Below are 13912 nucleotides of genomic sequence, written 5' to 3'. Positions count from 1 at the left end.
TTGCGTGCAGGGTGTGCAGGAAACCTTCGAAGGCAAGAAGGTGTCGGCGCATGGGGTGAGGTAGCTGGGTGACGGATGGTTCGATGCTGGCCGCCGGTATGGCAATCGGCGGCCGTCTCGCCCCAAAGCTCCGCTGCGCTAGCACGATCATCAACGCAGTGGCCGGCGAACACGAAACCGACGCGCGCCAACGCACAAGGAATCACCACGTGCCATGTGCGCTCCTCGGGACGAGGCGATGCAGCGTCTGGCAAACCAGGCTGTCGGCTCGCTTACTGGGTGGTAAGGCGATCCGGAAGCCGATTGGCTTCCGTCAAAGCGTGCACGACATCGGGACACCGAGGTTCGAATGGGCGGGTGGATCGGTGAGCGTTCATTCTCGGCGGAAGCCTCAGTCGTCCACATTGGGCGGCATGCGGCCACTTTGAGACATTCGACACCCGCATATAGATCGTTGACAATCCGGCTGCCCAGGACGCAGGGAACAATCTCTTCATATTGGGCACGGCAGCCGCGCTTCGCAGAACAGTCGACGTAACTGTGGAATACGAGACACGATGGACGACAAGACGTGGAAGGATGAATTAACGCCATTTGAGCGAACGGCTTACCGGTGGATCTCCTATTTGGCACTGGCTGTCGTCTTCTACTGTGTGCTCATGTTGCGCAAGTATCCGACATTGACAGTTTTTCTTCTAATCGGACTATTTGCGCTAGTGATAGCGGCGGTCTTTGGTGGGGGATACGGCAAAAGCGTCAGGGTGTTAGATCTGAGGCGATTCGACAAACGTTCAGACAAGCGAAACTCTCGTCGTGACTGATAGGCAGCGAATGGGGCTCAGGGGCGTCGGGCCCCGTTCGGCCAGCTTCGGACGGTCGACTTCGTGGCCTGAATCGTTGACACCTTCAAGGCCAAGTTGACTGGATGCGCCGTCCGCTACCTTTTTAATAGGGCCACGTAGTAGTCGGCGATGTTGTCCTCCGTCCCCTTGGTGATCCGATTGAATACCCGTCCCCATGGCCAGAAGCTGGAACCTGTGGTGGTTCGCAGACCCGGGAATCGGCTTCCGCCGAGGGTGACCATACCCCATTCGCCACCATGATTGCGGCGATACACCTCTCCGACGTAACTTCCGTAGGCTTTCGCGAATGACATGACTTGCTCGTCCGTTGGCTTGGGACTCGTGCTGACGTAGGATGAACTCATTTGCGCCAAGGCCTTTTCGACATTTGCAATACTCGCGTCCGACCAGTCGAGTTTTATTCCAAACTGTTTCGCGGAGAAGTCGACGGCGTCTAGCGAGTAGGCTTCCGCAATTTTCTGGATTTTTGGATCAGGAGAAAAGGACTGGTCAGACGGGGTTTCTGCCAGCGCAACTCCACCGCGAACGCAAGCCATCAGGGCGATCAGCGCTAACAGGAAGCGCTTTACGATTGTTTTCAAGAGGATTCCCACTCCAAGACAACTCTGAGTCGCTGCAGCGAGTCGGGGTGTTGAATTTTCGCTTCGACCGATCTTATACGTCGGAGCAGCCTATAAGCTATGTGAACGGCAGCTTTCGGCAAATCTGAAGGCCCCCTGTGGGTCGACTTCTGAAGTTGGCGGTTAGCTGGGCGACGCGTGATCATTGGCGAGGGTCAAGCTTCCGGGATCGGCCAGAAGCGGGCTATCGACATCCCCGTCTACATCGTCGACAATTTCGGCGTCAAATGACTGGAAAGCCCCTTAGACTCTGTCCGATAAAGTCGCCAAGCCTCAGTTATCGAAGTGGCAATTCTGTCAGCAAGCAAAACTTGATTTCCGGGTCAGGATATGAGCACACCAATCGAAGAAAGAACTACTTCCAGATGTTTATTTTGTGAAAGCTTATTCTGGATAGCAATTCTCGTTGCGTTGGCATTGTCGATATCCGTTGTGATCTCCCTGATATTAATTGATTTTGTCCACGGGAATCCAAATAGATCAAGGGGCAACGCAGGCACAATGATGGCTTTGTCCTCATTGGTAATATGTATTATCGCGCCAATTTCCATATTTATTGTATTTTCTTTATCCCAATTAATTCAAGGATTGATGATGCGTGTTCTTCATCCTCGATTAGGGCGCTACTCGTATGTTCTTATTGGCCTAGCGGTGCCGTTGATTTCGATAGTGACTTGGTATTGTTACGATTACCTGACGCCTACAAATTTCAACCTAGGAATAAACGAAGGGGCAGACTGGGTGCCGTACCAACACGGGATCAATCTCAAGAGATATCTGGCGACTCTTGCTGGTCAAGGATTTGTAACGATATTCACTTTGCTTTACTTTGAAGCTGCAGTTCATCATCGTTCTCGAAAAGCAGTCATTCTGAGCGTCTTGTTCTTGGCAATTATCGCCGGAGTGCTCTCGGGGTATCGGGAGGCAATAACCCAGTACCAATTCATCGATCATTCTTCTCGGTAGTCAGCTCTTGGTTGGCCGCTGCCGGAAGCTGATACGGTCCCTTTCGGGCCGGGTGCGGAAGTTCAGGGCCGAGCCGGGAAGATCGCTCGTAGTCAGACGGCGAACTACTGAGTTCGGCGAAGAGGGGCCGGTCGACGTCGATGCATGAATCGTCGACAATAAGCCCCAATCAATCAAACAGGGGGCGTATTGAAAAAGCGAATATCTTTAGTTGTTTCTACGCTGTTCAGCATGGTCCTGCTAGCGGGGGGATTTCTGGGCGCTTGCGACAGCTCGCCGTTAAACGTGTTGTTTGGATCTAGCATCGGCATTGTGATGGTCGTTTACTCCTTTGCCACAGCGTTCGCCTTACTGGGGACGATATTTCAGTACTTTTACCTTTTTGCCAACAAAGGAACCGCGTCGCAGCCGAAGATGTCAAGCGGCCGCGCCTGGATACTGCTTGGCGGCTTCGCCATATATCTTGTCGTGCTCCGTTGGTCGGCCGCAAATTTCTGTCACTGAAAATTGCGGCAATTGGAGTTGCGCTGACCTTGATCAGGACTTCGGCGAATTCTGTGAACGTCCGCTTTTCGGTATCGCGAGCGTCCGTTCAGGGTCGAAATGCGTCCGCCGAGCAACGCGCGGTTGACTTGCCTCACCTTGCCTTGCAGCGGAAAACACCTGCATCAACCATCAAATACGAACACCCATTCCCTATTGCATGAGCAGAACCGCACGAGCTAACCTGCCCCCACCGCTTGCCGAGAAAACGAATAAGCCCCAACCGGAAGCACAACGCTGAACGTCGCCCCGAACCCGGCATTGTTCGACGCACTAAGCCGCCCATCATGCGCCTCGACGATCGAGCGAGATACCGCAAGCCCGATCCCCATTCCTTTCGTTTTGGTTGTGACAAACGGGTCGAAGATGCTATCAGCTTCGCCGATGCCCGAGCCGTTGTCGACGACTTCGAGCAGAACCGACTGCTCGCCCTGAGCGCTTGCCGTGATGCGGATTGTCGGCGGCCGGCCGGTGTTCTCCGTGGCTTCGATTCCATTGGAGATGAGGTTGATCAGCACCTGCTGGATCTGGATCTGATCGACGAACACGGGTGGCAGATCATCAGGAAAATCGAACTCGATGTCCGCGCCGCGCTTGGTCTCGTCTTCCCGCAGCAGACGCACGGCTTCGAGCACCATGTCTTTGACGTTCCTTGCGCGCTTCTGAAACGTCTGCCGCTTGAATAGCGCACGGATGCTTTTCATCGTTTCGTCTGCGGAACGCGCATCGCGAATCAGGCTGTCGACGGATGCTTTCGCTTCGGGCAAGTTCGGCGGCGACGCCCCGAGCCAACGTCTGCAAGCCTGCGCATTGGCGATGACGGAGGTCAGCGGTTGATTGAGTTCATGCGCGATGGAAGCGGACAACTCCGCAACGGTGGCGATCCGGCTCGCACGGGCAAGTTTCGCCTGCGCCTGTCTAAGCCGGTCTTGCGCGCGCTTCGGCTCATCGATATCGAGGCTGAGCCCGTACCACTGGACGATATTGCCGTTCGCATCTCGCATCGGCTCGGCAGTCTGCTGATACCAACGATAGGCGCCATCCTTGCGACGCAGCCGGGTGACGTGGCTGTACGGCTCGCCGCTCTCGATCGAGTGTGTGAAGGTCCGAATCATGTCATCCCAATCGTCGGGATGAATGGCCTTTTGGTAGCCGAGGTCCGTGAGGTCCGAGGCTTCGACGCCGGTGTATTCGCGCGTTCTACGATTGACGTAGGTAGGCTGCCCCTGCGGGTCGGTGCACCAGAGCATGCCGGGAATGGTCTCGGTTATTTCACGAAGCTGATGCTCTCTTGCCTTCAGCGCTTCCTGAGCCTTGACGGCCTCGTCGATTTCAATGCCGACGAGATACCAGTTGATGACGTCCCCGTTGTCGCAAAGGAGGGGTTCGGCCAGCAGGTGCTGCCAACGATAGACCCCATCGTGCTGCAGCATCCGCACGATGACATCGACCGGTTTGCGCGCCGCGATGTGCGCCTTCCATTGGCTGCGCGCAAGGTCCGCTTCGTCCGGGTGGATGTACTCCATCCAGCGCTCGCCGATGATGTCGTCGATGGGTTTGCCCAACGCGGCGACGCCGACCTTGTTGACGTACACCAGCTCGCCGTCCGGATTGCCGACACAGACACACGCCGGCACACAATCGACGATGCGCCGATAGGCTTCTTCCTTCGTTCGCAGTCGGGATTCGGCGAGCTTGCGGTCATGGATGTCCCAACCCACGCCGACCCACCGAAATAGCTGTCCGCCCTCGTCGCTGACGGCTTTGACGTGATAAAGAAACCAGCGATACGCGCCGTCCGCGCGCCGCATCCGGATTTCGAGTTCGCCGGGGTCGCCTCCGGCTTTGAGCGCGTTCCAGTACGTGTCATAGGCGGCACCGTCGTCCGGATGAATCGCGGCGTGATAGGCATCGCAAGGCCGTGCGTGCGCGATGCCGATGTAGTCGCGCAGGCTGGAATTCAGGTCGTCGATGGAGCCATCCGGCAACGCCGCCCATAAGTGGCCGGGGCAGAGTTCGTTCATGGTTTCGAGCGTCTGATTTCGCCGGCGAAGCTGCTCCTCCTGGCGTTTTTGCTTGTTGATGTTCCAGTGCATGCCGTAGACGCGGATCGGTTGGTTGTGCCGGTCCCGCTGCGTTTGAAGCACGGCGGCGAACCATTCGTACGATCCGGCCGCGGACAGATAACGGCATTGGTATTCCTGTGCTTCCCCGGTCTCCTGGGCCCGGGCGAAGGCGGCGACGGGTATGCCGACGTCGTCCGGATGGGTGAGGGTGAACAAGGTGCGAAGTTCGTCGAACGTTCGGCCGCTGTAGTCGAGGATGGCTTGACTGACGTACTCGAGTTCACCGTCACCGGTTCTCGACCAGACATAGCGGCTCAGCTGGTCGATCGGCAGGTCAAAGGGATTGTCCTTCAGCCTGACCGTCGAGCCCCACTGGCGCGGGCGACGCGACACGATTTCGGCGCAAAGCCATACGGCGGCGATGGCGATCGCAGCGTGGACGATCGAACTCGAGCTCAGGGCAGAGGAATGTGCGCCGAGCGTCGCACCGGCGATGCCGAGCGAAGCGAATCCCGCCGACAAGCGTCCGATGCTGCGGCCGAGGTAGACCGTGAAGAGAACGACGATGACCGGGCTGAGATAGCCTGCTATGGGATCGAGCCATCCCGCCATCGCGGATGCGCCGGCCACGGCGGCGCAGAGTGCGGGATCCCGGGATGAACGTGATAATGGCATGTCAAGCAAAGTGACCCTCGCGTTCGACAAGTCAAGCAGAATGGCGGCCCCTTCCTTACGGCACGCTTAAGCGCCGAGCTTACGTTGATTTGCCCGCGTGCGAAATTACATATTCATGTAATACGGAATGCGGCCGCCGCGCTGTCAGCGGGGATGGCGAATCGCTATACTTTTTGCTTCGGCGCGCGGTGACAGAGGAGTTCCATGCAATCCGCAGATGAAGCGGTCTACGTAGTGGACGACGACGCACGAGTGCGCGAAGCCCTCTCGGCGCTGCTGCGCGCCAACGGCAAAAGCGTGCGCGCGTTTGGTTCGGGCAAAGAGTTTTTGGATGCGCCACTCGGCGATACCGTAGCGTGCGCCATTCTCGACATGAGGATGCCGGGCATGAGCGGGCTGGAAGTCCAGAAGCTGGTCGCCAGCGACGCGCCTATTCCCATTATTTTTGTCACTGGGCGCGGCGATATCCCATCCACCGTGCTGGTGATGAAGGGCGGCGCCGTCGACTTCCTCACCAAGCCGATCGACGAGGATGTGCTGATGCGCGCCGTCGATGCCGCGCTTGCCAAGGCGCATGTGCTTCGGCGAGAAGCGGCGGATGCCGCGGCGCTCGAAGCGCGCTATCAGACGTTGACGCCTCGCGAGCAGGAACTCTTGCCGCTGCTCGCGCAGGGTCTTCTCAACAAGCAGGCGGCGGGGATTCTTGGCATTACCGAATATACCGTCCAGGTGCATCGAGGTCACATCATGAAGAAGATGCAGGCGGATTCCTTTGCCATGCTCGTCAAGCTGGCGGGCAAACTGCGGCTCGAGACGCCACCCGCCGCGGCGTCCGAAGCCTGACATCCATCGCCAGTGCGTGGCTAAACGGATCGAACCGGAGGTCGAACATGCACAAGCCTCCGGTTCGCACGGTTGCCGTGATCGATGATGACCGGCGTGTGTTGATGTCGCTTGCCAATCTGCTGGCGTCCGGCGGCTATCGAACGCGGCTCTACGAAACTGCTGAAGCGTTCTTGTCGGCCGATCATTCGGGCTTGGTATGCGTCATCACGGACCTGGGTATGCGTCCGATAGACGGTCTTCAGGTACTGCAACGAGTCGCTGAAATGCCGGCTCCGGTCCCCGTCATCATCATTACCGGCAGGCCGAGCGAGCATTCGGACAACTACTATCTTCAGCGCGGCGCGGCTGGATTTTTTCGGAAGCCGTTGGACGGCGATGCGTTGCTGGAACGTCTCAATGACGCGTGTTAGCGATTTCCGACACCGAGCGTGCGCGTATCGATCGTCCTGATCGCGCTTTCACAAGCAGGCGCGCCGGTCTTCAGATGCACCACCAGGTCATAGGTCGTCGAAGGGCGGGTCAGCATCAAGCAGGTGGCGTCCCTATCCATCACACGGGTTGCGTGCCAGATGTTCGGCCGCATGCAAAGACCTTTACCGACTGGAATCTCGAACGCGCGCAGCGAATTCAAGTCCGGCTCGCCATCTTCCGACGAGACCGCGACGAGGTGGATGACGGGCGCCGTCAAGGGAACGATGGCCTGCTGCGTCAATCGATGCATCTCCAGCGACGTGATGGTCGTGTCGCGATTCCGGTAGGCGACCCAGAGAATCTCCGTTTCGCCCGGCGTGCCGGTGTCGAACAAATGCTCGCGCCAGAAATCCGATGCGGGGCTGACGAACGACGGCGTGTCGGCGTCGGTGGAGACGGGCTTGCCGAGCATCCAGCCATAAGGTTCACAGCGTGTCGCATCGAGAGGTTCTACCGGAATGGTAAGTGCGGTCGGCATGTCGGGATAGATGTGTGGATGACGGGATCGATCAGGCGTGCGAGTCCGCGGCGGTCGGCGGGAACAGAGCGAACTCGGGCCCATGCTTCAGGCTGAATTCGAGCACGACGTTGAGCGCGAGCCGTGTGACGGATTCGGCAAGCAGACTGTCGGGCGTGCGTGGAAACGCGGCCACGAGCGGCAGCGCGGGCACCCGATGCGTCACTTGCAGCAACTGCAGCTGACCGGCTTCGAGTTCGCGCATGACGAACGCGGGAGGCAGCACGGCGATGCCGAACCCGTCGACGACGAGCCGGATGATCGCCGCCACCGACGACAAGCAGTTGATCTGCACCTGCACATCGCCGCTGGCGGCGAACAGCGCGGTCAGAAACTCGTGCGGTGGCGAATGACGCGCAAAGCTGATCACGGGGTAGGCGGCCAGCTCGGTCTCCGTCAACGCCTGCGCGGACAGATTGAGCGCCGGGCTCGCCATCCAGCGCATCGGAAGACTGCCGAGCGCGACGCTGGTCATGTCCGATCCCGCGATGCTCGTCGTTTGAAACGAGACGTCGATGTGGCCGTTCACCAGTTGCGTCGACAGATTGGCGGTGGTGTCGCTCGTCAACTCGATCACGAGATTCGGATATTCCTCCCTGATGCGCTTGAGGAGATCCGGCAGCCACGTATGAACGATCGATTCGATCGCGCCCAGCCGCAGCAATCCCGACACCTTCGAGCGGTCGCCGACGGCCGCGAGCATCGCCTGGTTCAGCTTGAGCATCTGCTCGGCAAACGGCAACGCCTTGGTGCCGTCCTGAGTGAGCGTCGCTTCCTTGGGCCCGCGCTCGAAGAGCCGCACGCCGAGTTCCTGTTCGAGCGCCGAAATGCGGCTGGAAATGGCGGCTTGCGTCGCGTGCAGCCGCTCGGCCGTCAGACGAAAGCTGTGCAGCCGCGCCAGCCAGACGAACGTTTCCAGAAATCGCAGATTCATTCAGGGCCCTGACGAGGCTTGCGGGAATGGCCCAGTGTAGCGCCGCGTCCGGCGCCGCGTGACAAGAAAATTTTCTGCCGAGCGACAACTTTAATTTGTTGGACAGGCGTGCGGCGCGCGCCAACACTTCGCAACGAATGAGGATTCAAACGAAAGGACGTTGCGATGAAGAAAGTGACATGCGAAGTCGAAGGCGGGTCAGCGCTGGAAGTGGCGGCGCGCCGGCTCGTGATCGCGGGCTGGGCCGGCCGGGAGAGCGCCGAGGTCGAGCATCATATCCGCGAGCTTGAGGCGCTCGGCGTGCGCAGGCCGTCGACGGTGCCGTGTTTCTACGAGGTTGCGCCTTCGCTGCTGACGACGTCGGAAAACATCGAGGTGATCGGCGAGCATTCGTCCGGTGAAGTCGAAGTCGTGCTCATGCAAACGGAGGCGCAGGGTTTGCTGGTCGGCATCGGCTCCGATCACACGGACCGCAAGGTCGAGAGCTACGACGTGGCGGTCTCGAAGCAGATGTGCGCGAAGCCCATCGGGCGGACGTTCTGGCGCTATGCCGAAGTGTCGGCGCATTGGGATGCGCTGATCGCGCGCAGCTGGCGTATCGATTCGAATGGCGCGAGCACGCTCTATCAAGAAGGCACGCTAGCGCGGCTGATGCATCCGGAGGCGTTGATACGCCGTAGGTTTGACGCGGCGTCGATGCATGCGGATACGGTGCTCTTTTGCGGCACGCAACCCGTGCTCGGCGCGCTGACGTTCGCGCATGGCTATGAACTCGAGCTGCACGATCCCGTGCTCGGCCGCAGCCTTCGGCATCGCTATTCGGTCGATGCGCTCGCGCATACGGAGTGAGCGCGATGCGCACGATTCGTGAATCAGGTGAGGCGCTGGCGAGCGGGACCGTATCGGCGGGGGCGTTGCTCGACGCGAGCCTCGCCGCCATCGATGCCGATCTTGCGCGAGGGGGATCGGCCGGGGGTTCGACGTATACGCAGGCCGACCGGCCGGCGGCGCGCGAGGCGGCCGCGAACAGCGACGCCTTCCGCGCTCGCGGTTATGTGCCGTCCGCGCTGGCAGGCGTGCCGGTTTCCGTGAAGGACCTGTTCGACGTCAAGGGGCAGGTGACGACGGCGGGATCGCGAATCTTGCGCGACACTGCACCCGCCGTTCGCGACGCGGCTGCCATCGCGCGTCTGCGTGAGGCGGGGGCCGTATTCGCCGGCCGCACGAACATGAGCGAGTTCGCGTTCTCGGGCCTGGGGGTGAATCCGCACTTCGGAACCCCGCTGAATCCGATCGACACAACGCGTTTGGCGGGCGGTTCGAGCTCGGGAGCGGCGACGTCCGTGGCGCTCGGGCATGTGGCCGCCGCGCTCGGCACTGACACCGGCGGCTCGGTCCGCATTCCCGCCGCATTCTGCGGGCTGGTCGGCTTCAAGCCGACCGCGCGGCGCGTGCCGCTCGACGGCATCGTGCCGCTGTCAACGTCCTTCGATTCAATCGGGCCTATCGCGCGTAGTGTCGACTGTTGCGTGCTCGTCGATGCCGTCGTCTCGGGGCAGTCCCTCGATACGTCGCCGCGCGCGCTGAACGGACTGCGCTTCGGCATCACGTCGGACTATGTTTCGGACGACCTCGACGGCACGGTGAGCACGGCGTTCAATCGCGCAATCGAGATGCTGAGGCGCGCGGGCGCATCAGTCGAGCGCTTCGCATTCCCAGAGTTGCATGAGGTGGGTGGCCGCCTTCCGCTCGCCGGCATCACGGCCGCGCAGGCGTGGGCATGGCATCGCGAGCACGTTGCGCGCGAGCCCGATGCCTACGACCCGCGCGTGCTCAAGCGGCTGCGCATTGGCGAAGGGCGCAGCGCCGCCGACTATATCGATCTGCTTGCCGCGCGCGAGCGCTTCGTGCGCGACGCGCGAGTCAGGCTCGCAAGGTTCGACGCATGGCTGATGCCGACGGTCGCGATCGTGCCGCCTGCGCTGGCCGACGTCGAACACGACGACGAGACGTTCTTTGCCACCAACGCGAAGGTGCTGCGCAATCCCAGCGTCGTGAATTTCATGGATGGCTGCGCGCTGACGCTGCCTTGCCATCGTGACGACGAACTGCCGGTCGGCTTGTCGATCTGCGGACCGGCGCTTGCCGACGCGTCGATTCTCGCAATCGGGCGCAGCGTCGAAGCGTTGTTGCGGACCGGCGCGCCAATCGTGCCGGTCGTGCCGGCATAACGTTTGTTTATCGGCAGCGAAAGAAATTTGTCGTTGGACGCGCAATTACGGCGAACGAATACTGGTTTTCAGGCGCAACGCTTATCGACTGCGCGTCCTTTCACCCAATACATCCGAAGTGAGGCAGACCGTGAACCCAACTTATCGCTCCACCCGCTTGATCGCCGGCGCCGTTGCGCTGGCCGCTATTCAGGCGTCCGCGCACGCCGCCGACACCACGCCTGCCGTCGTGCTGATCGGTCACGCCGCGCCGCTCACCGGCCAGCTCGCCAACATGGGCAAGGACAGCGAGAATGCGGCGCGTCTCGCCATCGACGAAATCAACAGTCAGCACCCGGTGATCGGCGGCAAGCCGGTGCGTTTGCAACTGGACTCGCAGGACGATGCCGCCGATCCGCGCACGGGGACCCAGGTCGCGCAGAAGCTGGTCGATGAAGGCGTCGCGGCGGTGGTCGGCGATATCAACTCCGGCGTATCGATTCCGGCCTCGCGCATCTATAGCGAAGCGCAGGTGGTGCAGATCTCCCAGGGCTCGACGAACCCCGCATTCACGCAGCAGGGCTACAAGACGACGTATCGCGTCGTCGCGACGGACGCCTTGCAGGGCCCGGCGCTCGCACGCTACGCGCTCGACACGTTGCACGCGAAACGGATCGCCGTGGTCGACGATTCGACGGCCTACGGGCAGGGCCTGGCCGACGAGTTCACGAAGGCCGCGACGGCGCACGGGGCCACCATCGTCACGCGCGAAGCGACCAACGACAAGGCCACCGACTTCCGTGCGATTCTCACGAAGATCAAGGGGCTGCGGCCTGACGTCATCATGTACGGCGGCTCGGACGCGACGGCCGGGCCGCTCGTGAAGCAGGCCGCGAACCTCGGCATTACGGCAAGCGTGCTCGGCGGCGATGGCGCATGCACGGACAAGATGGTGAGCCTGGCCGGCGACGCCATCGGCAACCTCGTGTGCTCCGAGGCCGGACTTGCGCTCTCGAAGATGCCGAAGGGGCAGGAGTTCGAGCGACGCTATACGTCGCGCTACAACGTGCCGATCGATGCGTACGCCCCGTTTGCCTACGACGCCGTCTACGTGATCTACGACGCGATGAAGCGTGCCAATTCGACTGATCGCGCGAAGATCCTGGCCGCGATGCCTGCCACGCAGTACGACGGCGTGATCGGCAAGATCGCGTTCGACCCGCATGGCGATCTGAAAGACGCGGCCATCACGATCTACCAGTTCAAGGACAAGAAGAAGACCGTGATGGACGTCATCAAGATGTAGGGGGCGGCCTGCCGAGCGCGGTGTCATTCCGCGATCGTGCTCTACGTGCGCCAAAGGCTCAAAGAAAGTTCTCACGCACCATTTCCAGCACATCGGCCCCGCGGCCGTTGAGTACCGCGCGAACGGAGTACAGCGCCATGCCGATCACGGGCTTTGCTTCGAAGTACGGCGGCTTGACCAGTTCGAGCGGATTGGTGAGGACGTCGAGCAGCGCGGGGCCGGGTTGGGCGAGCCATTCCTGGATGGCCGACGGAAGCTCGGACGCGTGTTCGACCCGTTTCCCCCAGAGGCCAATGGCGGAGGCCACCTTGCCGAAGTCCGGATTCTTGAGTTTCGTGAACGTGTCGAGCATGCCCTCGGACTTCTGCTCGATTTCCACGAAGCCGAGCTTGCCGTTGTTGAACACGACGATCTTGAGCGGCACCTCTTCCTGGATCGTGGTGAGCAGCTCGCCGAACAGCATCGTAATGCCGCCGTCTCCGCACATGGCGATGACCTGGCGGTCCGGCGCCGCCTTTTGGATGCCTATCGCGCTCGGCAGGGCGGTCGCCATGGTGCCGTGCAGAAGGCTGCCGAAGATCTCGCGTTTGCCGTTGGCCTGGAGCAAGCGCAGCGCCCACACGATCGGCGAGCCGTCGTCGCCGCAAAAGAGCGCGTCGTCGGCGGCGTATTCGTCGATCAGCTTCGTCAGATACGAGCCGGGAATGCTGTCGTTGTGTCCGGGCACGAGCTGCTTTTTGGCCGACGCCATCGTGTCGGTGTAACGCTGGACGTATTTCTCCTGAAACGAAGCGTCTTCCTTGCGTTCGAGGAGCGGCAGCAACGCCTCCAGGGTGGGCTGAATGTCGCCGACCGCGCCTAGCGTGATGTGATGGCGCCGGCCCAAATGGGTGGGGTCGAGATCGATCTGAATGATCTTGGCCGCGTCGGGGTAGAACTGACGCCACGCGAAATCGGCTCCGAGCAGGAGCAGGGTGTCGCATTCGAGCACCGCGTTATAGCCGGCCTCGTTCCCGAGGATGCCCGTCATGCCGATGTTGTACGGATTGCCCGGCTCGAGAAAACATTTGGCGCGAGACGTGTGGGCGATCGGCGCCTTGAGCCGGTCGGCGACCGCCACGATTTCGTCGAGTGCGCCTTCGCAGCCGGACCCGGCATAGATCGCGATTTTCTTGCCGGCGTTGAGGGTTCGCGCGATCTCGTCGATCTCCGCGTCGCTCGGGCGGGTTGTCGGACGGCTATGGTGAACGCGATACGGAAAGTCGTCGGAAACCTCGGCGTGAGAGATGTCGACCGGCACGATCAGCACGGCGACGCCACGCTTCGCCAAGGCGGCCTGGCAAGCCATCACCGTTTTCTTTCTGGCTTGATCGGCCGTCAAGATCATGTCGCAGAACACCGAACATTCCTTGAAGACCGACTTGAAATCCACCTCCTGGATGAACTCGAAGCCCATTTCGTTCATCGTCACCTGACTCGCGATCAAGACGACAGGGGCGCGATTGCGATTGCACTCGTACAAGCCGTTGATGAAGTGCAGGCTGCCCGGGCCGCAACTGCCCGCGCACGCCGTCAGGTTGTGGGTGAAGTTGGCCTCCGCGCCCGCGGCGAAGGCGCCGGCCTCCTCGTGGCGAACATGGACCCATTCGATGGAACTGCGCTCCAGGTTCTCGGCGAAGAGGTTGAGCGTGTCGCCTACGATGCCGTAGCAGCGCTTGACGCCCGCTTGCTCGAGAACTTCGACGATGATCTCCGCGACTTTCATACCCATGTCTATCTCCGGTTTGAATGATGATCGAGTGGGGAAAGGCGTGCCGTGAAAATCGCCCCCCTGGTGCGTCGACGATAAGACGATCGCGACAGCGCGCCCATCGTCCTAGCGGGTCGGCTGGGTA

General features: G+C 60.8%; 12 protein-coding genes. 7 read left to right on the top strand and 5 right to left on the bottom strand.

Translation table 11 applies throughout. The annotated features are described in order from the left end of the window. Positions 1–557: 557 nt before the first annotated feature. A complete protein-coding gene (locus tag AAHK20_RS26990; protein WP_449184540.1) occupies positions 558–821 on the top strand; it encodes a hypothetical protein in 264 nt (87 codons plus the stop codon). Between the two features lie 116 nt (positions 822–937). Here the strand turns inward: AAHK20_RS26990 and AAHK20_RS26985 are convergent, their stop codons facing one another. Next, positions 938–1444 (bottom strand): hypothetical protein, encoded by a 507-nt coding sequence (locus AAHK20_RS26985; protein ID WP_449184539.1) that lies wholly within the window; start codon positions 1442–1444, stop codon positions 938–940. 369 nt (positions 1445–1813) lie between these two features. On the opposite strand from AAHK20_RS26985, the gene AAHK20_RS26980 reads away from it, so the two are divergent. After that, a complete protein-coding gene (locus tag AAHK20_RS26980; RefSeq protein ID WP_449184538.1) occupies positions 1814–2449 on the top strand; it encodes a hypothetical protein in 636 nt (211 codons plus the stop codon). Between the two features lie 722 nt (positions 2450–3171). Here the strand turns inward: AAHK20_RS26980 and AAHK20_RS26975 are convergent. Further along, entirely contained in the window at positions 3172–5688 is a 2517-nt protein-coding gene (locus AAHK20_RS26975) for a PAS domain-containing protein (RefSeq protein ID WP_449184537.1), read from the bottom strand. 249 nt (positions 5689–5937) lie between these two features. Here AAHK20_RS26975 and AAHK20_RS26970 point away from each other — a divergent pair, with 249 nt between their 5' ends. Beyond that, positions 5938–6576 carry a response regulator transcription factor gene (locus AAHK20_RS26970; RefSeq protein WP_449184536.1) on the top strand — a complete coding sequence of 213 codons (639 nt, stop codon included), beginning with the start codon at positions 5938–5940 and terminating at the stop codon, positions 6574–6576. Between the two features lie 47 nt (positions 6577–6623). Continuing rightward, entirely contained in the window at positions 6624–6989 is a 366-nt protein-coding gene (locus AAHK20_RS26965) for a response regulator transcription factor (RefSeq protein WP_449184535.1), read from the top strand. Here the strand turns inward: AAHK20_RS26965 and AAHK20_RS26960 are convergent. Together AAHK20_RS26960 and AAHK20_RS26955 are read right to left on the bottom strand one after the other, a co-directional pair. Beyond that, positions 6986–7528, bottom strand: coding sequence for an ureidoglycolate lyase (locus AAHK20_RS26960; RefSeq protein WP_449184534.1), 543 nt, complete (start codon positions 7526–7528; stop codon positions 6986–6988). The two genes, AAHK20_RS26965 and AAHK20_RS26960, sit on opposite strands and share 4 nt — an antisense overlap. Positions 7529–7559: 31 nt before the next feature. Beyond that, positions 7560–8501, bottom strand: coding sequence for a LysR family transcriptional regulator (locus tag AAHK20_RS26955; RefSeq protein WP_449184533.1), 942 nt, complete (start codon positions 8499–8501; stop codon positions 7560–7562). A gap of 165 nt (positions 8502–8666) precedes the next feature. On the opposite strand from AAHK20_RS26955, the gene AAHK20_RS26950 reads away from it, so the two are divergent. From AAHK20_RS26950 to AAHK20_RS26940, 3 genes are all read left to right on the top strand, one after another. Then, complete coding sequence (locus AAHK20_RS26950; RefSeq protein ID WP_449184532.1) at positions 8667–9350, top strand: DUF2848 domain-containing protein; 684 nt, start codon at positions 8667–8669, stop codon at positions 9348–9350. A 5-nt stretch (positions 9351–9355) separates the two neighbouring features. Beyond that, positions 9356–10732: an amidase gene (locus AAHK20_RS26945; protein WP_449184531.1), complete on the top strand. Its 1377-nt coding sequence runs from the start codon at positions 9356–9358 to the stop codon at positions 10730–10732. A gap of 130 nt (positions 10733–10862) precedes the next feature. Further along, positions 10863–12017, top strand: a complete 1155-nt coding sequence (locus AAHK20_RS26940) for a branched-chain amino acid ABC transporter substrate-binding protein (RefSeq protein ID WP_449184530.1) — start codon at positions 10863–10865, stop codon at positions 12015–12017. 58 nt (positions 12018–12075) lie between these two features. Here AAHK20_RS26940 and AAHK20_RS26935 read toward each other — a convergent pair whose 3' ends face one another. Next, complete coding sequence (locus AAHK20_RS26935; RefSeq protein ID WP_449184529.1) at positions 12076–13788, bottom strand: thiamine pyrophosphate-dependent enzyme; 1713 nt, start codon at positions 13786–13788, stop codon at positions 12076–12078. Between the last annotated feature and the right edge of the window lie 124 nt (positions 13789–13912).

The organism is Trinickia camelliae, from assembly GCF_053525655.1.
This window is presented reverse-complemented; position numbering and strand designations above follow the sequence as displayed.

Coding starts and splice junctions, on each gene's coding strand:
- AAHK20_RS26990 (WP_449184540.1), top strand. CDS start 558: ATGGACGACAAGACGTGGAAGGATGAATTAACGCCATTTGAGCGAACG.
- AAHK20_RS26980 (WP_449184538.1), top strand. CDS start 1,814: ATGAGCACACCAATCGAAGAAAGAACTACTTCCAGATGTTTATTTTGT.
- AAHK20_RS26970 (WP_449184536.1), top strand. CDS start 5,938: ATGCAATCCGCAGATGAAGCGGTCTACGTAGTGGACGACGACGCACGA.
- AAHK20_RS26965 (WP_449184535.1), top strand. CDS start 6,624: ATGCACAAGCCTCCGGTTCGCACGGTTGCCGTGATCGATGATGACCGG.
- AAHK20_RS26960 (WP_449184534.1), bottom strand. CDS start 7,528: ATGCCGACCGCACTTACCATTCCGGTAGAACCTCTCGATGCGACACGC.
- AAHK20_RS26955 (WP_449184533.1), bottom strand. CDS start 8,501: ATGAATCTGCGATTTCTGGAAACGTTCGTCTGGCTGGCGCGGCTGCAC.
- AAHK20_RS26950 (WP_449184532.1), top strand. CDS start 8,667: ATGAAGAAAGTGACATGCGAAGTCGAAGGCGGGTCAGCGCTGGAAGTG.
- AAHK20_RS26945 (WP_449184531.1), top strand. CDS start 9,356: ATGCGCACGATTCGTGAATCAGGTGAGGCGCTGGCGAGCGGGACCGTA.
- AAHK20_RS26935 (WP_449184529.1), bottom strand. CDS start 13,788: ATGGGTATGAAAGTCGCGGAGATCATCGTCGAAGTTCTCGAGCAAGCG.